The 24458-nt window shown below is 72.2% G+C and carries 19 protein-coding genes; 11 read left to right on the top strand and 8 right to left on the bottom strand.

Annotation, left to right across the window (positions count from 1 at the left end):
- Window positions 1–16 precede the first annotated feature (16 nt).
- From glgB to pyk, 5 genes are all read left to right on the top strand, one after another.
- On the top strand, window positions 17–2572 hold the full coding sequence (glgB, locus tag ACFC1F_RS02135; protein WP_376155041.1) for a 1,4-alpha-glucan branching enzyme: 2556 nt from the start codon (window positions 17–19) through the stop codon (window positions 2570–2572).
- A 129-nt stretch (window positions 2573–2701) separates the two neighbouring features.
- The gene (locus ACFC1F_RS02130) at window positions 2702–3379 is read left to right on the top strand and encodes a hypothetical protein (RefSeq protein ID WP_376155004.1); all 678 of its coding nucleotides are present in this window, start codon (window positions 2702–2704) and stop codon (window positions 3377–3379) included.
- A 131-nt stretch (window positions 3380–3510) separates the two neighbouring features.
- Entirely contained in the window at window positions 3511–5643 is a 2133-nt protein-coding gene (gene pta, locus ACFC1F_RS02125) for a phosphate acetyltransferase (protein ID WP_376155002.1), read from the top strand.
- Window positions 5640–6854 carry an acetate kinase gene (locus ACFC1F_RS02120; RefSeq protein WP_376155000.1) on the top strand — a complete coding sequence of 405 codons (1215 nt, stop codon included), beginning with the start codon at window positions 5640–5642 and terminating at the stop codon, window positions 6852–6854. The genes pta and ACFC1F_RS02120 overlap by 4 nt, the downstream gene beginning before the upstream one ends.
- Window positions 6855–6962: 108 nt before the next feature.
- Window positions 6963–8390 (top strand): pyruvate kinase, encoded by a 1428-nt coding sequence (gene pyk, locus ACFC1F_RS02115; protein WP_209411329.1) that lies wholly within the window; start codon window positions 6963–6965, stop codon window positions 8388–8390.
- An 83-nt stretch (window positions 8391–8473) separates the two neighbouring features.
- Here the strand turns inward: pyk and ACFC1F_RS02110 are convergent, their stop codons facing one another.
- From ACFC1F_RS02110 to ACFC1F_RS02095, 4 genes are all read right to left on the bottom strand, one after another.
- Window positions 8474–9901, bottom strand: coding sequence for a hypothetical protein (locus ACFC1F_RS02110; protein WP_376154998.1), 1428 nt, complete (start codon window positions 9899–9901; stop codon window positions 8474–8476).
- A complete protein-coding gene (locus ACFC1F_RS02105) occupies window positions 9898–10515 on the bottom strand; it encodes a DUF6114 domain-containing protein (protein WP_376154997.1) in 618 nt (205 codons plus the stop codon). Before ACFC1F_RS02105 ends, ACFC1F_RS02110 begins: the two co-directional genes overlap by 4 nt.
- A gap of 133 nt (window positions 10516–10648) precedes the next feature.
- Window positions 10649–11314, bottom strand: a complete 666-nt coding sequence (locus tag ACFC1F_RS02100) for a DUF6230 family protein (RefSeq protein WP_209411325.1) — start codon at window positions 11312–11314, stop codon at window positions 10649–10651.
- A gap of 751 nt (window positions 11315–12065) precedes the next feature.
- Window positions 12066–13061: a tetratricopeptide repeat protein gene (locus ACFC1F_RS02095; RefSeq protein WP_209411323.1), complete on the bottom strand. Its 996-nt coding sequence runs from the start codon at window positions 13059–13061 to the stop codon at window positions 12066–12068.
- Between the two features lie 456 nt (window positions 13062–13517).
- Here ACFC1F_RS02095 and ACFC1F_RS02090 point away from each other — a divergent pair, with 456 nt between their 5' ends.
- Entirely contained in the window at window positions 13518–14123 is a 606-nt protein-coding gene (locus tag ACFC1F_RS02090; RefSeq protein ID WP_376155040.1) for a TetR/AcrR family transcriptional regulator, read from the top strand.
- A gap of 105 nt (window positions 14124–14228) precedes the next feature.
- Here the strand turns inward: ACFC1F_RS02090 and ACFC1F_RS02085 are convergent, their stop codons facing one another.
- From ACFC1F_RS02085 to ACFC1F_RS02075, 3 genes are all read right to left on the bottom strand, one after another.
- Window positions 14229–15914 (bottom strand): methylmalonyl-CoA mutase, encoded by a 1686-nt coding sequence (locus ACFC1F_RS02085; protein ID WP_209411320.1) that lies wholly within the window; start codon window positions 15912–15914, stop codon window positions 14229–14231.
- Between the two features lie 194 nt (window positions 15915–16108).
- The gene (locus tag ACFC1F_RS02080; RefSeq protein WP_376154994.1) at window positions 16109–16450 is read right to left on the bottom strand and encodes a DUF3817 domain-containing protein; all 342 of its coding nucleotides are present in this window, start codon (window positions 16448–16450) and stop codon (window positions 16109–16111) included.
- 122 nt (window positions 16451–16572) lie between these two features.
- Window positions 16573–17100: a MarR family winged helix-turn-helix transcriptional regulator gene (locus ACFC1F_RS02075; protein ID WP_209411317.1), complete on the bottom strand. Its 528-nt coding sequence runs from the start codon at window positions 17098–17100 to the stop codon at window positions 16573–16575.
- A gap of 492 nt (window positions 17101–17592) precedes the next feature.
- Between ACFC1F_RS02075 and ACFC1F_RS02070 the strand changes: the two genes are divergently transcribed.
- Both ACFC1F_RS02070 and ACFC1F_RS02065 read left to right on the top strand, forming a co-directional pair.
- Window positions 17593–19230: a M4 family metallopeptidase gene (locus ACFC1F_RS02070; RefSeq protein ID WP_376154992.1), complete on the top strand. Its 1638-nt coding sequence runs from the start codon at window positions 17593–17595 to the stop codon at window positions 19228–19230.
- 449 nt (window positions 19231–19679) lie between these two features.
- Window positions 19680–21293: a M4 family metallopeptidase gene (locus ACFC1F_RS02065; RefSeq protein ID WP_209411314.1), complete on the top strand. Its 1614-nt coding sequence runs from the start codon at window positions 19680–19682 to the stop codon at window positions 21291–21293.
- 108 nt (window positions 21294–21401) lie between these two features.
- Here the strand turns inward: ACFC1F_RS02065 and ACFC1F_RS02060 are convergent, their stop codons facing one another.
- A complete protein-coding gene (locus ACFC1F_RS02060; protein ID WP_376154990.1) occupies window positions 21402–21740 on the bottom strand; it encodes a DUF3817 domain-containing protein in 339 nt (112 codons plus the stop codon).
- 283 nt (window positions 21741–22023) lie between these two features.
- Between ACFC1F_RS02060 and ACFC1F_RS02055 the strand changes: the two genes are divergently transcribed.
- From ACFC1F_RS02055 to ACFC1F_RS02045, 3 genes are all read left to right on the top strand, one after another.
- Window positions 22024–22806, top strand: a complete 783-nt coding sequence (locus ACFC1F_RS02055) for a DUF2127 domain-containing protein (RefSeq protein WP_376154988.1) — start codon at window positions 22024–22026, stop codon at window positions 22804–22806.
- Window positions 22807–22892: 86 nt separating this feature from the next.
- Window positions 22893–23531: an AIM24 family protein gene (locus ACFC1F_RS02050; RefSeq protein WP_209411310.1), complete on the top strand. Its 639-nt coding sequence runs from the start codon at window positions 22893–22895 to the stop codon at window positions 23529–23531.
- Complete coding sequence (locus tag ACFC1F_RS02045; protein ID WP_148642887.1) at window positions 23531–24181, top strand: AIM24 family protein; 651 nt, start codon at window positions 23531–23533, stop codon at window positions 24179–24181. The genes ACFC1F_RS02050 and ACFC1F_RS02045 overlap by 1 nt, the downstream gene beginning before the upstream one ends.
- The last annotated feature ends 277 nt before the right edge of the window (window positions 24182–24458 follow it).

The raw sequence follows: 24458 nt of genomic DNA, 5'->3' as shown, positions 1-24458 counted from the left end.
CGGCTCGCGCTCCTCGATCCCCCCTCCGGCCCGTCCCCCGGCGGGCCCCGCCCGCCACTCCTCGTCCGACCCGCTCCACCCTGCTCCGCCCCGCCCGCCCCGCTCCCGCCCTGCCCCGCTCCCGCCCCGGAGCGGACCCACCCCGCCGCCGACGATCCGCGGCCACCCCGAATCCGCAGGAGGACCAGCCGTGACGCCGCTCGACCCGCCCGGCCGCACCACCCGCACCGTGCCCGCCACCTTCCTCGCGGACGCGGACTCCCCCCGGCGCGAGCCCGCGTCGCCCCGACGGGCCGCGCCGCGTACGGCGGCGCAACCCGCCCCCGCCCCGGGCGGCGAGCCCGGCGGGGTGCCCGGCGGCGTCCTGCGGCTGCCCGAGGCGCCGCTGCCGCCGTCCGAGGTGGACCGGCTCGTCGGCGGGCAGCACCACGACCCGCACGCCCTCCTCGGCGCCCACCCGGTGCACGGCGGCACCGCGATCCGGGTGCTGCGCCCGTTCGCCGAGCGGGTCGTGGTGGAGACCGCGCACGGCCCCGCCGAACTCACCCACCAGCAGGGCGGCCTGTTCACCGGCCTGCTGGCCGGCGCCGAGCTCTACCAGAGCGGCCCGGCCGACTACCGGCTGCTGGTGACGTACGCCGGCGGCGAACCGGTCGCCCAGTACGACGGCTACCGCACCCCGCCCACCCTCGGTGAGCTGGACCTCCACCTGATCTCCGAGGGGCGGCACGAGCAGCTCTGGCAGGCGCTCGGCTCCCACGTGCGCACCGTCGACGGGGTGAGCGGCACCGCCTTCGCGGTCTGGGCGCCCAACGCGGCCGGCGTCCGGCTGATCGGCGACTTCAACCACTGGGACGGCACCGGCCACCCGATGCGCTCGCTCGGCTCGTCCGGCATCTGGGAGCTGTTCGTCCCGGGCCTGGCCGAGGGCACCCAGTACAAGTACGAGATCCACACCCGGCAGGGCTGGGTGCTCGACAAGGCCGACCCGCTGGCCCGGGCCGCCCAGTGCCCGCCCGGCACCGCCTCGGTGGTCACCTCCTCCTCGTACCGCTGGGAGGACGACGAGTGGATGGCCCGCCGGGCCCGCACCTCGCACCACCGGGCACCGATGTCGGTGTACGAGCTGCACCTGCCGTCCTGGCGGCCCGACCTCACCTCCTACCGCGCGATCGCCGAGGAACTCCCCGGCTACCTCAAGGGGTTGAACTTCACCCACGTGGAGTTCATGCCGGTCATGGAGCACCCCTTCGGCGGCTCCTGGGGCTACCAGGTCTCCGGCTACTACGCCCCCACCGCCCGGCTCGGCAGCCCCGACGACTTCCGGTACCTGGTCGACACCCTGCACCGGCACGGCATCGGCGTGATCGTCGACTGGGTGCCCGCGCACTTCCCCAAGGACGACTTCGCGCTCGCCCGCTTCGACGGCGAGCCGCTGTACGAGCCCGCCGACCCGCTGCGCGCCGAACACCCCGACTGGGGCACCCTGGAGTTCGACTACGGGCGCACCGAGGTGCGCAACTTCCTGGTCGCCAACGCGGTGTACTGGTGCGAGGAGTTCCACATCGACGGCCTGCGGGTGGACGCCGTCGCCTCGATGCTCTACCTCGACTACTCGCGCGAGGGCGGCGACTGGACGCCCAACCGGTACGGCGGCCGGGAGAACCTGGACGCCGCCGCGTTCCTCCAGGAGATGAACGCCACCGTGTACCGCCGCTGCCCCGGCGTGGTCACCATCGCCGAGGAGTCCACCGCCTGGGACGGCGTCACCCGGCCCACCGACAGCGGCGGCCTCGGCTTCGGGCTGAAGTGGAACATGGGCTGGATGCACGACTCGCTGGTCTACATGTCCAAGGAGCCGGTGCACCGCAAGTACCACCACAACGAGATCACCTTCTCGATGGTGTACGCGTACTCGGAGAACTACGTCCTGCCGATCTCGCACGACGAGGTGGTGCACGGCAAGCAGGCGCTGGTCGCCAAGATGCCCGGCGACTGGTGGCAGCAGCGCGCCAACCACCGCGCCTACCTCGGCTTCATGTGGGCCCACCCAGGCAAGCAACTCCTCTTCATGGGGCAGGAGTTCGCCCAGGGCGCGGAGTGGGACCACGAGAGCGGCCCGCAGTGGTGGGTGCTCGACGAGCAGTGGCCGGCGGCCGGCGACCACCTCGGCGTGCGCCGCCTCGTGCGCGACCTCAACCGGCAGTACCTCGACGCCCCCGCCCTCTGGGAGCAGGACACCACCCCGGACGGCTTCCGCTGGCTCGACGGCGGCGCCGCCGAGGACAACCTGCTCTCCTTCGTCCGGTACGCCGCCGACGGCACCCCGCTGGTCGCCGTCTGCAACTTCTCCCCCGTCGTCCGCCACGGCCACCGGGTCGGCCTGCCCGCCCTCGACGGCCGCGAACAGCTCTGGGAGGAGGTGCTGAACACCGACGCCGAGACCTACGGCGGCGCCGGCATCGGCAACTCCCGCCCCGTGAAGGCCGAGCCCGTCCAGTGGAACGGCCAGCCGCGCAGCGCCGAGCTGGTCCTCCCCCCGCTCGCCACCCTCTGGCTCCGCCCGGCCTGACCGACCCGACCGGCCCGACCGGCACCGCGGCGGATCGGCCGCGGCCGGACCATTGCGTCCGGCCGCGGCCCGCCCCTAGGCTCGCCGCCTGAGATCGATCGTCAGCAGGCGGGGGCCTGGCACGTGTTGATGCTTCTGGGGTGGGTCTACCTCCTGCTGCCACTGGTCTGCTGGGCGGTGGTGATGCGCACCCGGGTGGTCGCAGTGGCGGTGTTCGCCGTCCTGGCGGGCCTGGCGATGGTCCTGGTCGGCCTGGAGTGCGACTGGTACTTCACCCGCGCCACGACCGAGATCGAGGCCGGGTACCCGTTCGCGGCCGGCCTGGTGATCCTGGTGGGCGTGCTGGTCGAGCGGCGACTGCGGGGCCCCCGGCCGAAGGGGGAGTCCTTCGACCCCACCGGCGGGGCGGCCGTCGCGATCTGCGCCCATACCCTGATCGGTACCGTCATCTGCTTCGTCTTCGGCCCCCTCCTCTCCTACGAGGCCTTCCTGCCGAGTGCCGAGGAAGTGTCGATGCCGCCCGGACTGACCGCGCAGAGCACCGACGGCTACTGCGGCTCCAACTTCTGCTCCCGCACTCTCACGATCGTCAGCACCACCGGCCTGCCGCCCGGCGAAGTGGCCGACCGCCTGCGCAAGCACCTCGCCACCGACGGCTGGCGCCCCGGGCCCGGCAACACCCTTCTGCGCCGGCACGGCTGGCTGGTGGACACGCGGCTGTCGGAGGTCTGGATCAGCGAGAACCCCCTCGGGGTGTCGGTGGAACTGGCCGGTTCGGAGCTGACCAACACGGACACCCGACCCTGACCTCCCGACCCTCCCGGAGTGACCTTCGTCCCTTGCACCGACGGGGCCCTCCTGCTCGCGGACGGGCATTCGCGGTGCGAAGGTATGGTCGATATGACCATCCTCTGAGACGACGGGACGGAGAGAGCCACGTGGCGCGCAGCGTGTACGTGACCGGGATCAACCGGGGCGACGGCCGGCAGGCGGTCGAACTCGGGGTCATGGAACTGCTCACCCGCCAGGTGGACCGGGTCGGGGTGTTCCGCCCGCTGGTGCACGCGCACGCGCCCGGCGAAGCGGGCTCGGACCACGTGGTCGAGCTGCTCCGCACCCGCTACCGGCTGGACCTCGGGCCCGCCGAACTGTACGGCCTCACCTACGAGGAGGCCGCCGCCCTCCAGGCCGCCCAGGGGCAGGACGAGCTGGTCTCCGTCCTGGTCGACCGGTTCCGCGCGGTGGAGCGGCGCTGCCAGGCGGTCCTGGTGCTCGGCACCGACTTCGCGGACACCAACATCCCGGACGAGCTGGCCTTCAACGCCCGGCTCGCCAACGAGTTCGGCGCCGCCGTCCTCCCCGTGGTCGGCGGGCACGCCGAGGACGCCCAGGCCGTGATCGCCGAGGTCCGCAACGCCCACCGCGCGTACACCGACCTCGGCTGCGCGACCCTGGCGATGATCACCAACCGGGTCGCCCCCGGCGCCAAGCAGCGGATCCAGCGCACGCTCACCGAGAAGCTGCCGGTCCCCGCGTACGTGATCCCCGAGGAGCCGGCGCTGGCCGCGCCGACCGTCGCCCAGCTGGTCGAGGCGACCGGGGCCGAGGTGCTGATCGGCGACGCGGCCGGCCTGGCCCGGGACGTCCGCGGCTTCGTCTTCGGCGGCGCCATGCTGCCGACCTTCCTCGACGCGCTGACCGAGGGCGCCCTCGTCGTCACCCCCGGGGACCGGGCCGACCTGGTGATCGGCTCGCTGGCCGCGCACGCCGCCGGCGCCCCGCCGATCGCCGGCGTCCTGCTGACACTCGGCCAGCACCCCGGCCCGAACGTGATGGCGCTGGCCGCCCGGCTCGCCCCGGGCACGCCGGTCGCGGTCGTCCCCGAGGGCAGCTGGCCCACCGCCGCCACCCTCACCCATCTGGAGGGCAAGCTCTCCTCGGCCAGCCCCCGGAAGGCCGAGATAGCCCTCGGGCTCTTCGAACTGCACGTGGACACCGCCGAGTTGACCACCCGGATCGAGGTCGGCCGGTCCGAGCGGGTGACCCCGATGATGTTCGAGCACGAGCTGCTGGAACGGGCCCGCTCGTCGCGCCGGCACGTCGTCCTGCCCGAGGGCACCGAGGAACGGGTGCTGCGCGCCGCCGAGATCCTGCTCCGCCGCAACATCTGCGACCTCACCCTGCTCGGGGACGCGGACGCCGTACGCCGCAAGGCCGCCGCGCTCGGCATCGGCCTGCCCGCGGAGGAGCCGGACGCCGACCGCGCCCAGGTCCGGATCGTCGACCCGGCCACCAGCCCGCTGCGCCGCCAGTTCGCCGAGCTGTACGCCCGCCTGCGCGCGCACAAGGGGATGACCGTCGAGCGGGCGCTGGACGTGGTGACCGACGTCAGCTACTTCGGCACCCTGATGGTCCAGGAGGGCATCGCCGACGGAATGGTCTCGGGCGCGCAGCACTCCACCGCCGCCACCATCCGGCCCGCCTTCGAGGTGATCAAGACCTCGCCGGGCGCGGCCATCGTGTCGAGCGTCTTCTTCATGTGCCTCGCCGACCGGGTGCTGGTCTACGGCGACTGCGCCGTCAACCCCGACCCGGACGCCCGGCAGCTCGCCGACATCGCCATCCAGTCCGCCGCCACCGCCGCCCAGTTCGGCGTCGAGCCGCGGGTCGCGATGCTCTCCTACTCGACCGGCACCTCGGGCTCCGGCGCCGACGTCGACAAGGTCCGCAAGGCCACCGAGATCGTCCGCGAGCTGCGCCCCGACATCCTGGTCGAGGGCCCGATCCAGTACGACGCGGCGGTGGACGCCCACGTGGCGGCCGCCAAGCTGCCCGGCTCGCCGGTGGCCGGCCGGGCCACCGTGCTGATCTTTCCGGACCTCAACACCGGCAACAACACCTACAAGGCGGTCCAGCGCTCGGCCGGCGCGGTGGCGGTCGGCCCGGTCCTCCAGGGCCTGCGCAAGCCCGTCAACGACCTGTCGCGCGGCGCGCTGGTCGAGGACATCGTCAACACGGTCGCGATCACCGCCATCCAGTCCCAGGAGCGCGCCGAAGGAGTGCAGGCATGAGCGAAGGTACGCGGGTCCTGGTCCTGAACGCCGGCTCGTCCTCGGTGAAGTACCAGCTGATCGACATGCTCGACGGCACCCGCCTGGCCTCCGGGCTGGTCGAGCGGATCGGCGAGGCCGGCGGCCGGCTGCTGCACACGCCGCGCGGCGGGGAGCGGCGGGAGGCCGTCCAGGTCTTCGCCGACCACTCCGCCGCCCTGAAGGCCGTCGCCGAGGAGCTGGCCGCCGACGGCGTCGGGCTGGACTCCCCCGAGCTGGCCGCGATCGGCCACCGGGTGGTCCACGGCGGCCTGCGGTTCACCGAGCCGACCGTGATCACCGACGAGGTGCTCCGGGAGATCCGCCGCCTGATCCCCGTCGCCCCGCTGCACAACCCGGCCAACATCACCGGCATCGAGGTGGCCCGCGCGCTGCGCCCGGACCTGCCGCAGGTGGCCGTCTTCGACACCGCCTTCCACGCCTCGATGCCCGAGCACGCGGCCCGGTACGCGGTGGACAAGGCGGTCGCGGACGAGCACCGGGTGCGCCGCTACGGCTTCCACGGCACCTCGCACCAGTACGTCTCGCGGGCCACCGCCCGGCTGCTCGGCAAGGACCCGGCCGAGGTCAACGTGATCGTGCTGCACCTGGGCAACGGCGCCTCGGCCTCCGCGGTGGCCGGCGGCCGGTGCGTGGACACCTCGATGGGCCTCACCCCGCTGGAGGGCCTGGTCATGGGCACTCGTTCGGGTGACATCGACGCGGGCGTGGTGTTCCACCTGCACCGGGTGGGCGGGCTCTCCGTCGACGAGATCGACGACCTGCTCAACCGCCGCAGCGGCCTGCTGGGCCTGTGCGGCGACAACGACATGCGCGAGATCATGCGCCGGGCGGAGGAGGGCGACGCCGACGCCCGGCTGGCCTTCGACGCCTACGTCCACCGGCTGCGCAAGTACATCGGCGGCTACTACGCGATCCTGGGCCGGGTGGACGCGATCGCCTTCACGGCGGGTGTCGGCGAGAACGCGGCGCCGGTGCGGGCGGCGGCCACGGCCGGACTGGAGGCGCTGGGCATCGCGGTGGACCCCGAGCTGAACTCGGTGCGCTCCGGCGAGGCCCGGATCGTCTCCCCCGCCTACTCCCGGGTGGCGGTCGCCGTGGTGCCCACCGACGAGGAACTGGAGATCGCGCGACAGGCCTTCGCCCTGGTGCACCAGCAGTCCGGCCGGTGAAGTCCGGGCAGTGACGCACCGTCGTCTCGCCCCTCGGAATCCTTCGTCGGCGATTCCTCTCGATTCGTGCCGAATGCACCTATAACACGAACGGATAGACTGATCCATATGCGCCGAGCGAAAATTGTCTGCACCCTGGGTCCCGCGACGGACTCCTACGAACAGCTGAAGGCCATCGTCGAGGCGGGCATGAACGTCGCCCGACTGAACATGAGCCACGGCACCCACGCGGACCACGAGGAGCGGTACCGCAAGGTCCGCCAGGTCTCGGAGGACACCGGCAAGGCCATCGGCGTCCTGGCCGACCTCCAGGGTCCCAAGATCCGTCTGGCGACCTTCGCCAACGGTCCGGTGACCGTCGACAACGGCGACGAGTTCACCATCACCACCGAGGACGTCCCCGGTGACCAGCACATCTGCGGCACCACCTACAAGGGCCTGCCCGGCGACGTCAAGCCCGGCGACCCGATCCTGATCAACGACGGCGTCATCGCCCTGGAGGTCGTCAGCGTCGACGGCCCCCGCGTGAAGACCGTCGTCGTCGAGGGCGGCGTGCTCTCGAACAACAAGGGCATCAACCTCCCCGGCGCGGCCGTGAACGTGCCCGCCCTGTCCGAGAAGGACAAGGACGACCTGCGCTTCGCGCTGGCCCTGGGCGTCGACATGGTCGCCCTCTCCTTCGTCCGCAACGCGGCCGACATCAAGGACGTCCACGCGGTCATGGACGAGGTCGGCATCCGCGTGCCGGTCATCGCCAAGATCGAGAAGCCGCAGGCCGTCGAGGCCATGGAGGAGATCGTCCTCGCCTTCGACGCCATCATGGTGGCCCGTGGCGACCTGGCCGTCGAGTACCCGCTGGAGCGGGTGCCGCTGGTCCAGAAGCAGCTGATCACCCTGGCCCGCCGCAACGCGAAGCCGGTCATCGTCGCCACCCAGATGATGGAGTCGATGATCCACGCCTCGCGCCCGACCCGCGCCGAGGTCTCCGACGTCGCCAACGCCATCCTGGACGGCACCGACGCGGTGATGCTCTCCGCCGAGTCCAGCGTCGGCAAGTACCCGGTCGAGACCGTGCGCACCATGAGCCGGATCGCCGAGAAGGCCGAGGAGGAGCTGCTCTCCCAGGGCCTCCAGCCGCTGAACCCAGGCCGCAAGCCGCGCACCCAGGGCGGCTCCATCGCCCGCGCCGCGTGCGAGCTGGGCGACTTCCTCAACGGCAAGGCGCTGGTCGCGTTCACCAAGTCCGGTGACACCGCGCGCCGGCTCTCCCGGTACCGCTCGCCGATCCCGGTGATCGCGTTCACCCCGGACAACGCCACCCGCAACCAGCTCTCGCTGAGCTGGGGCGTCGAGGCGCACGTCACCGAGCAGGTCGGCTCCACCGACGCGATGGTGGCCCAGGTCGACCGCGAGCTGCTGCGCATCGGCGAGCTGAACGAGGGCGACACCGTCATCGTCACCGCCGGCTCCCCGCCCGGCGTCCCCGGCAACACCAACATGGTCCAGGTGCACCACCTGGGCACCCGGAGCGAGTAACCGCCCGCGCCGGAAGACGCCCGTGGGGCGGTCCCTCCTCACCGGAGGGGCCGCCCCACGGGCGTCTGCACGGCCTGGCGCGCCTACTTGTCGCTGTACGGCTCGTCGTCGTTGTACATCTTCATGCCGGGGATCTTGAGCGTGCCGCCGAACTGGCCGGCCTGCTTGGCCGTGACGCCGGTGAGCTCCAGGTCCAGCGGGATCGGGATCGCACCGATCAGGTCGTAGAGCCAGCGCGGCAGGGTGTCCGGCGTGAGGGTGATCTCGCCCAGGTCGATCGGGACCGGCAGGCCGAGCACCTTCGAGAGGTGGCCGGAGAGCCGCTCCACGTACATCGTGACCTGGCCGTTGCGCATCGTCGAGGTCGAGCCCGGGGCGCCCTTGACGTGGAAGGTCTTGCCGTTGCCCTCCAGTGTCGACATGTCGAGGTTCTCGATGTCGACGCTGTTGACCACGAACTTCAGCACCCGCTTGGTGCCGGTGGGCGTCCGCACGTCGTAGACGCCGTGGAAGGCCGCGCCGTGCAGGCCGAGGCGGCTGCTCTTCAGCGTCCAGTTCTGCTCCGGGACGACGTGCCCGGGCGCGGCCGCCCCGGCGGTCAGACCGCGGGCGTCCACGTCGCAGTTCGGGTTGGCGGTCGGCGTGCCGGTGGCCGACGGGGTCGCGGTGGCGCCCGCGGACGGCGTCGCCTTCGGGGTCGCCCTGCCGCCGCTGGACGCCTTCGGGGAGGGCGTCGTCTGCCCGGTCCCCGCGCTCTGTGCGGTCCCCGTGGGCTGCGCGGCCGTGGTGGCTCCCGGCGCGGGGGCCTGCGGCGCGGCCGTGGTCTGTGCCGGCTGCGTCTGGACGGCCTGCAGGGCCGGGGCCTGCGGCGCGGCCGCACGGGCGCCGGCGGCGGCCGACGGCGCGGCCGAGGCGCTCGGGCTCGCCGAGGCGCTCGGCGAAGCACTCGGGTGGATCAGGTTGGTGACGCCGCCGATCAGGTCGTCGATGAGCCCGGCCTGCACCACGCCCCCCTGGCCGCCGGTGGCGCCGGAGCGGACGGCGGGCGGCTGGGTCGCGGCACCGGTCGGCTTCACCGGCGCGGTCGTCGCGGCCGGGGCGGCGGGCGTCGTCGGGGCGGGCGCCGTCGGAGCGGCCGTCGGCGCACCGGCCGTCGGCGCACCGGTCGGTGCGGTCGTGGGCGCGGTCGTGGGCGCGGTCGTGGCGGCCCCGGTGGGCGCCGTGGACGGGCCGGGCGGCGGGGTCAGCTCGCTCTTGGGAACGGGCGTCTCCTCCACCGGCGTCACGTCCGGGACGGACTCGGGCGCGGAGGCGCACGGCTTGCCCGCGGCGGGCTCGGCTATCGCCGGGTTCGGCGTGTAGGCGGCGGCCATCAGCAGCGCGGTCGGCACCGCGGCCATCGCCAGCGCGCGTCCTCTCAGCCGGACCCGGACGGGCGTCCGGGGTGCCGCGTGCCGGCCGGAGCGCTGCTCCGGCAGGACGGGCCGGCCCTGCTGGTCCTGCGAGGTCACCGTGCCTCCTCGGGGCCGCCGGCCTGCTGCGGGAGGGTGGCGTCGGCGGCCGGAGCCTTGTCCAGGACCGGCGGCTGAGCCTGGCCGGGGACGGCGGGCAGCGGAGCCGTGGCGGCCTCGGCGGCGGGGGCGGCGACGGCCTCGGCAGTGGCCTCGGCGGCGGCGGGAGCGGCGACGGCCTCGGCGGTGGCGACGGCCTCCTCGGGCGGGTTCGGCGCCCAGGCGAGCATCAGCCCGCCGCCGATCAGGCCCGGCAGCAGCGCCGTGCCGAAGCCGGACAGGTTGGAGACCGGGATCGAGACCAGCGTCAGCAGCATGGTGGCGACGCCCGCGAAGAAGCGGACGGCCGGCTGGAACCAGGCGGTCAGGCCCAGCACGATCAGCAGGATCCCGATGATCAGTGACCCGGCACCGGCCGTCGTCGCCATGGTGACCGTCATGCCGTTCAACGACAGCTTGGCGTAAGGGAAGTACATGATCGGGACGCCGGCGATCATGGCCATCAGGCCGCCCCAGAACGGGCGGGACCGACGGAAGTGACGGAACACCCGAAGCACCCAGTGGACGGTGTTCTCGTGCTCGGCGGGCCGCAGCTCGGCAAGGGCGCTGGACACGGTGCAGCTCCTCGATGGTGTGAACGAGGGGAAAAACGGGAGGGGGAGGGCCGGGGGCGGCGCATTCGCCGTCCCCGACCCCCCGGGTGCCGCGGTCGGCGGCGGGTCCGCGGACCCGCCGCCGGTCAACGGCCTAGTAGCACTCGTGCCCGCCGTCGGTGTGCAGCTGGAGCTTCAGGCCCTGGAGCTTGAAGGTGCCGGCCGAGGTGGCCCACGCGGTCTGCTTGACGTCGGTCAGGTCGGCCTTGTCGGCAGCCTGGGCGAAGCCGACGCCGCCCGAGGGCAGGCCGGTGCCGAGCTTGGACTTCCAGCCCTGGGTGGCGGTGCCCTTCAGGGTGGAGGCGTCCTGGCCGATGTTGATGTTGGTGAAGGTGGCGTCCGCGCTCAGCTGGTCGAGGTCGATCAGCAGGTTCTTCGCGGAGACCTGCTTCGCGACGTCGTCGCTCTGGCCGGCCTCGAGGCGCAGGGTGATCTTGGGCAGCTTCCACGGCAGGCCGGGGATGATGTTCGGGTCGGTCACCACCGACTGGCAGAGACCCTTGATCGTGGCGTCGTCGAACGCCGAGACGGCGACCGGGTGCGGCGTGCCGTTGGTCTCGGCGTCGAGCGAGCCGAACTGCGCGAAGTTCGTGCCGTGCAGCTCCTGCGCGGTGACCTTGAAGTTCTGGCCGGAGACGCTGAACGAAGCCGCCAGCGCGTTGTTGGCCATCGCGACGCCGACCGCGGCGGTGGCGGCGATGCCCGGCACCATCACGAGGGCGAAGCGCTTCCAGCGGGTCTTGCCGTAGGTCTGGGACATGCGAGTCCTCCTTCTAGGACGTACATCTCCGGCGCCCGGCGGTGCGTCCCGCACCGGTGGGGGCCTGGGATGGGAGAGAGCTACGTCCTCGGTAGCGGAGAGCGCCTTGGGCGTCGTCGGACGCGGGAGCGGCCGGCACACAGCGGCACTCCCGTCCCTTCACCGGCCACCCTTGCGGGGCGGCGGACAGGACCGACGACATCGGCGATCACCCCCGAGCGACAACCAGCGACCGCGCGGGCCGCGCGGCCGGATCGAAGGACAGGAACCGCCGTGGGACCGCGGATACCCCCCTGCCCTCCCTGCCGCCGGCCAGGGCCGACGGCTCACCCGGTGGGGATCCCTCGCTCCGTCGCGCCGACCGGCTGTCGGCGGGGTGGAGTCTGGGACCGGGCGTCGCCGATGCTGCTTGAATCCCGGGCGAAGCACAAGGGGTTCATTACTGACGGGTAATCCAACATCCAGTGCCGACGATCATGAAAATTTCCGCTCGTGCACCCTGAGTGACGAATTGAAGGAATCGTGACGGCGAAATCCGCCGGAAACAACAACGAAACACCCGTGGGTGGTCACGCGAAGTGACCACCCACGGGCGTTGTCAAGATTTGGTAAACCTCTGACGCGATGACCGGATTGTCGCCAAATCTCCAGCGACACCGCAGGTCACCCGCCGTGCCAGTACGGACCGGCGAAGCGGTTACGGACCGTGATCCGAAACCGGTCCGCTCCGGGCCGGAAGCCCGAAACCGGCTCAGAACAGGACGCGGGCCAGCGCGGTGCGCGCCGCCGTCACCCTCGGGTCGTCCGCGCCGATCACCTCGAACAGCTCCAGCAGCCGGAGCCGGGCGGTGTCGCGGTCCTCGCCGAAGGTCCGTCCGACGGTGTCCACCAGACGCCCGAAGGCGTCCTCGACGTGCCCGCCGACCAGGTCCAGGTCGGCCGCCTGGAGCTGGATCGCGACGTCCTTCGGGCTCGCCGCGGCCGCGGCCCGGACGGCCTGCAGGTCCAGCCCCTCCACCCGGCGCAGCAGCTGCGCCTGGGCCAGGCCGAGCCGGGCCTCGGTGTTGCCCGGCTGGTCGGCCAGCACGTTCTGGTAGGCCTGGATCGCGCCGCCGAGGTCCCCCCGGTCGAGCGCCTCGTGCGCGGCCGCCAGCGCCGGGTCCTCCGGCACGTACGGCGCGGCCTCGCCCGGCTCCCCGGCCGGCGCGCCGGCGCCGCCGGCCACGCCGAAGCGCTGCTCGGCGACCAGGATCAGCTGGTCCAGCACCTTGCGGACGTTGGCCTCGCTCTCGGCGCCCTGGAACAGCGGCACCAGCTGGCCGGCCACCACGGCCATCACGGCCGGGATGCCCTGGATGCCGAACTGCTGCGCGATCAGCTGGTTGGCCTCGACGTCGATCTTGGCGAGCACGATCCGGCCGGCGTACTCCTCGGCCAGGCGCTCCAGGATCGGGCTGAGCTGCTTGCAGGGCCCGCACCACTCGGCCCAGAAGTCGATGACCACCGGCACTTCGGTGGAACGCTGGACGACCTCGGTCTCGAAGGTGTCCTCGGTGACGTCGATGACGAGCTCGTACGGGGCCTGGGGGGCCGCCACACCGGACGCTTCGGCGGCGGCCGCCTGACGGGCCCGCTCGGCCCGGGCCTGCTCGGCCTTCTGGGCAGCCTCGCCGGCTGCCTTCACTGCGGCGAGGTCGACCGCACCGCGCAGGGCGGAGCTGTTGAGACGCGAATTCCGTGGCTGCATGGCACTATCCTCCCCCGTCCGCGCCGCCGACGGGCACCAACCTCGGGGAAAGTCGCCCCGCGCGGGCTGCGCGGCACCCGATCCCCGGGCGGACGGCCCGTCCCCCGGTAGCCTGAACCGTTCGGCGCGGATCCCCACCCGCGCCCGCGCCGCCCCGTCCCACGGGTCACGGCGCCTGGTCGTCACTGCTTTCGCTACGAGTCGTAGCGTAACTGGACCGAGGCCCCCTGTCGCAACCCCATCCGGCGTTCCCGGGACGTGAGCTGCCCCACTTTCCCGGGCGGCCTGGCTGACCAGGACGGCGGGGAGTCGCTACCGTTACCGGTCCCACCCATGTTACTTACCAGTAAACCGCAAGGAGACCCGGTGTCGGCCCCCCAGCCCCCCGTGACCCCGGCGCACCCGGACCTCCGGGAAGACCCCCCACAGGCCCCGGAGGGCACCGACGGCACCACCATCCGGGCCAAGGGCAGACCGCGCAGCGCCGCCGCCGACCTCGCCATCCTGGACGCCACCCGCGAGGCCCTCGCCGAGCTCGGCTGGGGCGGGCTGACCATGGGCCACGTGGCCACCCGCGCCAAGGTCGCCAAGACCACCCTGTACCGCCGCTGGCCGTCCAAGAACGAGCTGGTGGTGGACGCCGTCGCCAGCCTCTTCGACGAGCTGGTGATGCCCGACCTCGGCAGCCTGCGGGCCGACATCGAGGCGGTGGTCGCCCAGTTCGCCGACCTGCTGGCCCGGCCGGAGACCCAGGCCGCGCTGCTCGCACTGTTCGCCGAGGGCACCCGCGACCGTCAGCTGAGGCGGCGGATCCGGGAGGCGATCGTCGACCCGCAGAAGCGGCTCGTCCGGCAGGGCCGGGCGGCCGCGCAGGCACGCGGCGAGCTCGCCCCGGACGCCGACGAGGTGACCGCCGGCGAGGAGATCGACATCATCTTCGACACCATCGCCGGGACGGTCGAGCACCGGGTGCTGGTCAGCGGCGAGCCGATCACCGCCGACTGGACCCGGCGCTTCACCAACCTGCTGCTCGGGCCGTTCCCGAGCCTGCTGGCGGGCTGAGCACGCGCCTGCCCCGGGCCCGCGGCGGACAGCACGCAGCCGCCCCGCACGTCGGTACGTGCGGGGCGGCTCCCGTGTGCCGGGAGGGCCTCAGACGGGAAGGCCTCAGAAGCGGGCCGTCTCCCGGTAGATCCCCCACTCCTCGCGCAGGGCGTTGCAGATCTCGCCCAGGGTGGCCTCGGCCCGCACCGCGTCCAGCATCGGCGGGATCATCGACTCGCCCGAGCGCGCGGCCGCCAGCATGGCCTCCAGGCCGGCGCGCACCGCCGCCTCGTCCCGGCCGGCCTTCCGCTCGGCCAGCACGCGCACCTGCTCGCGCTCGACCTCGTGGCTGACCCGCAGGATCTCCAGCTCGGGGGTGACGCTGCGCGGGTGGCAGTTGACGCCGACGACCCGCTTCTCGCCCTTCTCCACCGACTGCTGGTACTGGAAGGCCGCCTCGGCGATCTCCCCGGTGAACCAGCCGTCCTCGATCCCGCGCAGGATGCCGGAGGTGATCGGGCCGATCTCGTGGTCCTCTCGGCCCTTGTCCAGGATCCGCTCGAAGATCGCCTCGGCCTGCTCCTCGATCCGGTCGGTGAGCGCCTCGACGTACCAGGAGCCGCCCAGCGGGTCCGCGACGTTGGTGACGCCGGTCTCCTCCATCAGCACCTGCTGGGTGCGCAGGGCGATCTCGGCGGCCTGCTCGGACGGCAGCGCGAGCGTCTCGTCCAGGGCGTTGGTGTGCAGCGAGTTGGTGCCGCCGAGCACCGCGGACAGCGCCTCGACGGCGGTGCGGACCACGTTGTTGTACGGCTGCTGCGCGGTCAGCGAGACGCCCGCGGTCTGGGTGTGGAACCGCAGCCACTGCGCCTTGTCGGTCTTGGCGCCGAAGCGGTCGCGCATCCAGCGGGCCCAGATCCGGCGGGCGGCGCGGAACTTGGCGATCTCCTCGAAGAAGTCCAGGTGCGCGTCGAAGAAGAAGGAGAGGCCGGGCGCGAAGACGTCCACGTCCAGACCGCGGGAGAGGCCGAGCTCCACGTAGGCGAAGCCGTCCGCCAGCGTGTACGCCAGCTCCTGCGCGGCCGTCGCCCCGGCCTCGCGGATGTGGTAGCCGGAGACGGAGAGCGGCTTGTACGCCGGGATGCCCTCGGCGCAGTACGCCATCAGGTCGCCGATCAGGCGCAGGTGCGGCTCGGGGGCGAAGAGCCACTCCTTCTGGGCGATGTACTCCTTGAAGATGTCCGTCTGCAGGGTGCCGTTGAGCACCGCCGGGTCGACGCCCTGGCGCTCGGCGGCGACCAGGTACATGCAGAAGATCGGGACGGCCGGGCCGCTGATCGTCATCGAGGTGGTGACCTCGCCGAGCGGGATGCCCTTGAACAGGACCTCCATGTCGGCGGCCGAGTCGATGGCCACGCCGCAGTGGCCGACCTCGCCGAGCGACTTGGCGTCGTCGGAGTCGTAGCCCATCAGGGTCGGCATGTCGAAGGCGACCGAGAGGCCGCCGCCGCCCGCCTCCAGGATCATCCGGTAGCGCTCGTTGGTCTGCTCCGCGTTGCCGAAGCCGGCGAACTGGCGGATGGTCCACGTGCGGCCGCGGTAGCCGGTGGCGTGCAGACCGCGGGTGTACGGGTACTCGCCCGGCCAGCCGATCCGCTCGAAGCCCTCGACGGGCTGCCCGGCGGGCGGGCCGTAGACCGGCTCGACCTCGTCGCCGGAGAGGGTGGTGAAGTCCGCGTCCCGCTTGCGGGCGCTGTCGTACCGCTGCTGCCAGCGCTGCCGCCCGCGCTCGATCTCCTCGGCGTCCATGGCCAAGAACTCCGCTCCGTACGGCCGCCACGGCATCGGGGCGGCACAGCTATTAGGACGTCCTACTAATTTACTCGGACGTCCTAGTACTTGTCGATGGAGACGGTACGCGCAGGTCGGGCCGCAGGGGCGGGGCGAAACGCCGAGCGCCCGTCCCCGGAATCGGAGACGGGCGCTCGCACGGGCCGGTGCGGTCAGACGCCGGCGGTCTGCCGGGCGGCGCCGCCGGCCGGGAGCTGCTCGGCGGCCTCGCGGACCACCCGGCGCTCGGCGACGAAGGAGGCGAACGGGATGCAGCCGGCGGCCAGCGTCAGGATCATCCGGCCGAGCGGCCACTTGAGCTTCTGGCCGAGCAGGAAGGTGACCACGAAGTACCCGATGTACAGGTAGCCGTGCAGCATCGCGACGTAGGTGGTGACGTCCTCGGCGGTGTCGAAGCCGTACTTCGCGACCATGAAGCCGCAGAACACCAGCAGCGCCACACCGGTCGCAATGGCCAGGGCCCGGTACCAGCCCAGCAGGGGGTTCGCCTTCATACTCTTCATCGCCTCGCTCGGCAGGGATCGGCCGGCACGCCCCGATCCGCGCACCGCTCCCACGAGGGTAGCCGCCGCTTACGGGTGCGCCGCGCAGCGCCCTGCCCGGCCACGGGCGCGCCCTACCCGGCGGGGGCCGCGTCCGGCCCGGTGAAGTCGCCGGCCGCCACCCGCAGCGGGCGGAGCAGTTCGAAGACCTGGCGGCACTGCGCGGCGTCGTACTCCTCCAGGCCGAACTCCATCGCCATCAGCTCCCGGGTGGCCTCCTCCACCACCTCGCGGCCGCGGCCGGTGATCGAGGCGAGCACCCCCCGGCCGTCCAGCGGGTTGGGCCGACGGGCGACCAGGCCGGCCCGCTCCAGGCGGTCGACGGTGTTGGTCACGCTGGTCGGGTGGACCATCAGCCGCTCGCCGATCTTGGAGAGCGAGAGCTCACCGGTCCGGCTGAAGGTGAGCAGCACCAGCGCCTCGTAGCGGGCGAAGGTCAGGCCGTACGGCTTGAGCACCGTGTCCACCCGCGAGAGCAGGATCTGGTGGGCGCGCATGATCGAGGTGATCGCCGCCATCGAGGGGGCTCCGCCCCAACGACGGGTCCAGAGCTCGTCGGCGCGGGCGATCGGGTCGAAGTCGAGTGCGAGGGGCTTGGCCACCTCCTAACCGTACCGGCGGTCGGGAACGCCGCTATCAGGCGTCCTGATGGTGGACAAGCGCAACACGTGGCGGGATCCCGCCAGCGGGGCGGCCAGGTCCGTACCAGGACATTGCCGGGATGTGAACGGAAGCCAACCCCACGCACCCCACGGGTCGTTGACCACCGACCAGGCGTTCGGCCCGCTATCAGGCCTCGGTTCGGGCGGTAACCCGCTGAAAGACGGGGTGATTCGCCCCTTTCGTCACTCTGTTCACAATCCGCCGGGCTGGCGAGACCTGGCCAATTGGTGAACCAGACCTGTCATTTCACTTGTTGGATTGTCATGCTTTCGGCCAGCCCCGTCCGGCAGCCACCGCCCCACTCACCGGTGGCCCGCCGCTCGACCGCACGGAGCAGCCCGTCAGCGCCCGTTCCGCCCCTCAGGTGCCAACCCCGGCACCCCGGGACGAGGCGCGACCGCGCACACGCGGTTTTCCGGAAGGACCTGTACGTGAAGCGAAAGCTCGCAGCCGGCGCCGTACTCTCCGCCACCGCACTCCTCACCGGCGTCATCCAGGTGAGCACCGCCGCCCAGGCGACCCCCGCCCCCTCGGCCCAGGCCCAGGCGTCGCAGCAGCGCGAGGCCGTCCTCGCCGTGGCGAAGGGTCAGGCCGACCCGCTGGCCAAGGCGCTGGCGCTCGGCGGCCAGGAGAAGCTGGTCGCCAAGGACGCCGTGGTGGACGCCAACGGCACCCGTCACCTCCGCTTCGAGCGCACCTTCGCCGGCCTGCCCGTCCTCGGCGGCGACCTGGTGGTCCACCAGGCCGCCGACGGTGCGGTCAAGGCCGTGGACAAGGCCGTCGGCGCGACCATCTCCGTGCCCAGCCTCACCCCGTCGATCCCCGCCGACAAGGCGGCCGCGCAGGCCTCCGGCGCCGTGCAGGCCACCGTCGGCATCACCGCCGACAAGGACGAGTCGCCGCTGAAGGAGGTCCACCAGGCCGGCGCCGCCGAGCTGGTGGTCTGGGCCGCGGACGGCAACCCGCGCCTGGCGTACCGCACGACCGTCGAGGGCGTCCGCGCCGACGGCACCCCGAGCAGCCAGCTGCTCGTCACCGACGCCGCCAGCGGCGAGGTGCTCTCCACCCACGAGCAGGTCCAGACCGCGGCCGGCACCGGCAACGGCGTCTTCGTCGGCAACGTCCCGCTGACCACCACGCTCAGCGGCTCGACCTACCAGCTGAAGGACGCCTCCCGCGGCGGCCAGTCCACCGTCGACTACAAGGGCCGCACCTCCGGGTCGGGCACCCTGTACACCGACGCCGACAACGCCTGGGGCACCGGCACCGTCTCCAGCGGCCAGTCCGCCGCCGTGGACGCGCAGTACGGCGCGGCGGCCACCTGGGACTTCTACAAGAACACCTTCGGCCGCAACGGCATCAAGAACAACGGCGTCGGCGCCACCAGCCGGGTCCACTACGGCAAGAACTACGTCAACGCCTTCTGGAGCGACTCCTGCTTCTGCATGTCGTACGGTGACGGCGCCGGCAACACCCACCCGCTGACCGAGATCGACGTGGCGGGCCACGAGATGACCCACGGCGTCACCTCGGCCACCGCGGGCCTCAACTACTCGGGCGAGTCCGGCGGTCTCAACGAGGCCACCTCGGACATCTTCGGCACCATGGTCGAGTTCTACGCCAACCTGGCCACCGACAAGCCGGACTACCTGATCGGCGAGGAGATCGACCTCAACGGCGACGGCACCCCGCTGCGCTACATGGACAAGCCCTCCAAGGACGGCGGCTCGGCCGACTCGTGGTCCTCCGGCGTGGGCAACCTGGACGTCCACTACTCCTCGGGTGTGGCCAACCACTTCTTCTACCTGCTGGCCGAGGGCAGCGGCGCCAAGACCATCAACGGCGTCAGCTACAACAGCCCGACCTCCAACGGCTCCACCCTCACCGGCATCGGCCGGGACAAGGCCGCGGCCATCTGGTACCGCGCCCTGACCGTCTACTGGACCTCCACCACCAACTACAAGGGCGCCCGCACCGGCACCCTGAGCGCGGCGGCGGACCTCTACGGCGCGGGCAGCGCCGAGTACAACGCGGTGGCGGCCGCGTGGAGCGGCGTCAACGTCAACTGACGTGACCCGCCGGGGGCCTGATGGCCCCGCGAGCGCCCGGGGCCCTCACTGGGAGGGGAGGCCCCGGGCGCTCGCGCGTCCGCGGGCCCCCGATGCCCTCGCCCGGGCCCGCGTAGCAAGGGCCGCCGGGCCGGGCAAGGCCGGCCGCTGGCGGGATCCCGCCAGCGGGGCGAAACGCCCGAACCGGGCATCCGCCGCACCCGGACCACCCGTACCGGCGACTGGCGAGACCTGGCCAATCCCCGGCGGCGCCCTGTCCTTCCCCCTGTCGGGTTGTCATGCTTGCGTCCAAGCCCCGTTCGACGGCCGTCGCCCCCACCCACCGACCAGCCGTCCTGGACCGCACGGGAGCAAGCACGTCAGCGCCCTACCGCCCCAAGGCGCCACCCCCGGCGCCCCGGTATGCGGCGTGACCGCGCACACGCGGTTTCGTGGAAGGAACCCCGTACGTGAAGCGAAAGCTGACAGCCGGCGCCGTACTCTCCGCCACCGCCCTGCTGGCCGGCGCCATCCAGGTCGCCGCGGCCCCCGCCCAGGCCTCCGCGCCCTCCGTCGCCCAGCAGCGCGACGCCCTGATCGCCCTGGCCGGCGGCGAGGCCGCCCCGGTGGCGCAGTCGCTCGCGCTCGGCGGCCAGGAGCGGCTCGTCGTCAAGGACGCGGTGCTGGACGCCAACGGCGACCGCCACCTGCGCTACGAGCGGACGCTCGGCGGCCTGCCGGTGATCGGCGGTGACCTGGTGGTGCACCAGAAGTCCAACGGCTCGATCACCTCGGTGGACCGCGCCTTCACCGGGCAGCTGTCGCTGCCCAGCCTCACCCCGGCGCTCTCCGCCGACAAGGCCTCCGCCCAGGCGCTCGGCGCGGTCCGGGCCACCGTCGGCATCGCGGCGGACAAGGACGAGGCGGCGATCAGCCGGGTCGACGGCGCGGGCGCGGCCACCCTGGTGGTCTGGGCCGCCGACGGCAGCCCGCGGCTGGCGTACCAGACGGTGGTGCAGGGCCAGCGGGCCGACGGCACCCCGAGCAGCCAGCGGCTGGTCACCGACGCGGCCACCGGCGAGGTGCTCTCCACCCACGAGGAGTTCCAGACCGCGACCGGGAGCGGCAAGGGCGTCAACGTCGGCTCGGTCACCCTGACCACCACCCAGAGCGGCTCGACCTACCAGCTCAAGGACGGCTCGCGGGGCAACCAGTGGACCGGCAACGCCGCGTCCTCGAACGCGCTGTACACCGACGCGGACAACGTCTGGGGCAACGGCCTCGCCTCCAACACCCAGTCCGCCGCCGTGGACGCGCAGTTCGGCGCCGGTGCGACCTGGGACTACTACAAGAACACCTTCGGCCGCAGCGGCATCAAGAACAACGGCGTCGGCGCGAGCAGCCGGGTCCACTACGGCTCCAACTACGTCAACGCGTTCTGGAACGACTCCTGCTTCTGCATGACCTACGGCGACGGCTCCGGCAACACCCACCCGCTGACCGCGATCGACGTGGCGGGCCACGAGATGACCCACGGCGTCACCTCCGCCACCGCCGGCCTGGTCTACTCCGGCGAGTCCGGCGGTCTCAACGAGGCCACCTCGGACATCTTCGGCACCATGGTCGAGTGGTACGCCAACCTGCCGGTGGACGTGCCCGACTACCTGATCGGCGAGAAGCTCAACATCAACGGCAACGGCACCCCGCTGCGCTACATGGACAAGCCCTCCAAGGACGGCGCGTCCAAGGACTCCTGGTACTCCGGGGTCGGCAACGTGGACGTCCACTACTCCTCGGGCGTGGCCAACCACTTCTTCTACCTGCTGGCCGAGGGCAGCGGCGCCAAGACCATCAACGGCGTCAGCTACAACAGCCCGACCTCCAACGGCTCCACGGTCACCGGCATCGGCCGGAACAAGGCGGCCGCGATCTGGTACCGCGCCCTGACCGTCTACTTCACCTCGACCACCAACTACAAGGCCGCGCGCACCGCGACCCTGAAGGCGGCCTCCGACCTGTACGGCGCCACCAGCACCGAGTACAAGACGGTGGCCGCGGCCTGGAGCGCGGTCAACGTCAACTAGCCCCGGCGGACCACCCCTGGAAAAGACGGCAGGCTGCCGGGGCCCTCTGGGAGAGGAGGCCCCGGCAGCCTGTCGGCCGTCCGGCGGTCCGGCGGTCCGGGCCGCGGGTCAGGCGGCGGCGGGCTCGCGGGCCGGGGCCGCCACGCCGAGCTCCTCCTTCTTGAGGAGACGCTCGGCGAAGAACCCGCCGGTGGGCAGCACCGAGAGGACGAAGAGCAGGGCGCCGCGCTTCACGTCCCACTTCTGCGCCTGCCAGGCCATGATCCAGAACACCACGTAGAGGATGAACAGGATCCCGTGGACCATGCCCATCACCGGGACCGCGTCGAAGCTGGTGGTGCGCTTGAGCACGGAACAGACCAGGAGCAGGAGGAAGGAGAGGCCCTCGGGGGCGGAGACCAGGCGCAGGCGGTGGACGGCACTGCTGTTCACGATGGCGTACCTCATACCGGAGTCGAAGATCGCTTGTGAACCGGCTCACAAGCATCCCCGCCATTATCACCGAGCACATGTCCGAGCCCCCGGCCGGGGTGCTCCCCCGTGCCGGACGTCACACCCCGGACGTCACGGCCCACGGCCTCACGGCCCCCTGCGCCACGGCCCCGGATGTCACAGCCCTGCAGCAGATCGCCCCCGGTCGCGGCGCCGGGCCGGCCGGCGCCCCTATCCTGCTGCCGCGCCCCGGCGATCCGGGAGCCGTCCGCATCGCAGCACCACGGGGGTACCACCGATGTTCAAGCTGGACTGGGACCGAAGGACCTGCGCCCGGCGCGGGCACGTCACCTACGCGCCGGCCGAGCCCGAGCTGAACCGCCGCCTGCACGCGGCGACCGCACTCGGCGACGCCTGGCGCTGCCTGCGCTGCGGCGACTTCGCGCTCGGCGCCCCGCACGGCTCCGGGCCGGCCGAGGAGGCGCCACTGGTGCCGCGCGGCAAGGCCCTGCGGGACCTCTTCATCCTCCGCTTCCTGGCCGTCGAACGGCTGCTGCGCGGGCTGCTGATCGTCGTGGTGGCCTGGGGCGTCTGGAAGTTCTCCAACAGCCAGGACGCGGTGCGCCGGGTCTTCGACGAGAACCTGACGGTGTTCCGGCCGGTGACCGAGCACTTCCACTGGGACCTCGAACACTCACCGATAGCCGACACCATCCGCAAGACCTTCGACTACAAGCACAGCACCCTGCTGATCGTCGCGGGCGCGCTCCTGGTCTACGCGCTGATCGAGATCGTCGAGGCGTACGGCCTCTGGCTCGGCAGGCGCTGGGCCGAGTACCTCACGGTGGTGGCCACCGCGGCCTTCCTCCCGCTGGAGGCGTACGAGCTGACCGAGCACGTCAGCGCCCTGAAGATCGGCACCCTGGTGCTGAACATCGTCGCCGTGCTCTGGATCCTGCTCTCCAAGCGTCTGTTCGGCCTGCGCGGCGGCGTGGTGGCCTTCGAGGCCGAACGCCACTCGGCCTCGCTGCTGGAGGTGGAGCTGGCCGCCGGGGCGGTCCCGCACGGTGCGCACACCTGAGCCCGATCCGGGCATTTGTCGCAGAGCGGTACCAGAACGCCGCCTCCCTCTCCCCGGCGGCCGCCCGATGCGGCTACATTGCGGCGGTGGCACAGTTTCGACTCCAGGGGTCCAAGACGCTCGCCGTCGACATGACGGGCGACGGCGTGAAAGCCAGAAACGGCTCGATGGTCGCGTACAGCGGCCAGATGAGCTTCAAGAAGCTCAGCGGCGGTGGTGACGGCCTGCGCGGCATGGTCACGCGCAGGCTGACCGGCGAGCAGATGACGGTCATGGAGGTGAAGGGGCAGGGCACCTGCTACTTCGCCGACAAGGCCACCGAGATCAACCTCGTCCGGTTGAACGGCGAGACGCTCTACGTCGAGTCGGACAACCTGCTCTGCACCGAGGGCACGCTGCGCACCGGCACCACCTTCACCGGTCTGAACGGCATCTCGTCCGGCAACGGCCTGTTCACCACCAAGGTCGAGGGCAGCGGCTGGGCCGCCGTCACCTCCAAGGGGCCGGCGATCATCCTGCGGGTCACCCAGGGCATGCCGCTGCGGGTGGACCCGGGGGCGTACGTGGCGCACACCGGCAATCTGAGCCGCAGCCTCAAGTCGGGGGCCGGCTGGACGACGTTCATCGGCGAGGGCGGCGGTGAGGCCGTCCAGGTGGAGTTCACCGGCGAGGGCCTGGTGTACGTGCAGCCGTCCGAGAAGCTGACCGTCGGGGGCGACGTCTGATGCCGTTCACCAGGATCAACAACAAGATGATCGAGGCCCGGGTCGTCCCCGGGCAGCGGCTGTTCAGCCAGCGCGGCGCGATGCTCGCGTACACCGGCGAGGTCCGGTTCACGCCGAACATCACCGGCGGGCAGGGCGGGGTCATGTCGATGATCGGCCGCCGGGTGGCCAACGAGGACACCCCGCTGATGACGGTCGAGGGCCAGGGCACCGTGATGTTCGGCCACGGCGGCCACCACGTGCACGTGATCGAGCTGGCCGGCGACACCCTGTACGTCGAGGCGGACCGGCTGCTGGCCTTCGACGGCTCGCTCCAGCAGTCCACCATGTTCATGGGCTCGCAGGGCGGTGTGATGGGCATGGTCCGCGGCCAGGTGACCGGCCAGGGCCTGTTCACCACCAAGCTGGACGGCCACGGTTCGGTCGCGGTGATGGCCCACGGCGGCGTCTTCGAGCTGCCCATCACCCCGCACCAGCCGGTGCACGTCGACCCCCAGGCCTACGTCGCGCACCGCGGCCAGGTCCAGAACAAGCTGTCCACCGCGCTGGGGTGGCGCGACATGATCGGACGCGGCTCCGGCGAGGCGTTCCAGCTGGAGCTGTCCGGCAACGGCACCGTGTTCGTGCAGGCGAGCGAGGAGAAGCTCTGATGTCCTACCCGCCGCAGCCCCCGTACGGGCAGCCGAACGACCCGTACGGCCAGCAGCAGCCGTACGGCCAGCCGTCGCCGTACAACCAGCCCACCCAGCCCGGCTTCCCGGCCGCCCCGCCGCCGCCCGGCTACGGCCCGCCGCCCGGCCAGGGCTACCCGCCGCCGCCTCACGGCCACCCCCAGCAGGGCCATCCCCAGCAGGGCTACCCGGCGCAGCCGCCGCAGCAGTACGCCCAGGAGCAGTTCGGCGGCGCCCAGGCCCCGCTCCCCAAGGC

This window comes from Kitasatospora sp. NPDC056181 (assembly GCF_042266225.1).
Taxonomy (GTDB): domain Bacteria; phylum Actinomycetota; class Actinomycetes; order Streptomycetales; family Streptomycetaceae; genus Kitasatospora.
This window is presented reverse-complemented; position numbering and strand designations above follow the sequence as displayed.

Excerpts from the sequence above, each read along its gene's own strand:
- ACFC1F_RS02130 (WP_376155004.1), top strand. The coding sequence starts at position 2,702 with ATGCTTCTGGGGTGGGTCTACCTCCTGCTGCCACTGGTCTGCTGGGCG.
- ACFC1F_RS02120 (WP_376155000.1), top strand. The coding sequence starts at position 5,640 with ATGAGCGAAGGTACGCGGGTCCTGGTCCTGAACGCCGGCTCGTCCTCG.
- pyk (WP_209411329.1), top strand. The coding sequence starts at position 6,963 with ATGCGCCGAGCGAAAATTGTCTGCACCCTGGGTCCCGCGACGGACTCC.
- ACFC1F_RS02100 (WP_209411325.1), bottom strand. The coding sequence starts at position 11,314 with ATGTCCCAGACCTACGGCAAGACCCGCTGGAAGCGCTTCGCCCTCGTG.
- ACFC1F_RS02095 (WP_209411323.1), bottom strand. The coding sequence starts at position 13,061 with ATGCAGCCACGGAATTCGCGTCTCAACAGCTCCGCCCTGCGCGGTGCG.
- ACFC1F_RS02085 (WP_209411320.1), bottom strand. The coding sequence starts at position 15,914 with ATGGACGCCGAGGAGATCGAGCGCGGGCGGCAGCGCTGGCAGCAGCGG.
- ACFC1F_RS02080 (WP_376154994.1), bottom strand. The coding sequence starts at position 16,450 with ATGAAGGCGAACCCCCTGCTGGGCTGGTACCGGGCCCTGGCCATTGCG.
- ACFC1F_RS02060 (WP_376154990.1), bottom strand. The coding sequence starts at position 21,740 with ATGAGGTACGCCATCGTGAACAGCAGTGCCGTCCACCGCCTGCGCCTG.
- ACFC1F_RS02055 (WP_376154988.1), top strand. The coding sequence starts at position 22,024 with ATGTTCAAGCTGGACTGGGACCGAAGGACCTGCGCCCGGCGCGGGCAC.
- ACFC1F_RS02045 (WP_148642887.1), top strand. The coding sequence starts at position 23,531 with ATGCCGTTCACCAGGATCAACAACAAGATGATCGAGGCCCGGGTCGTC.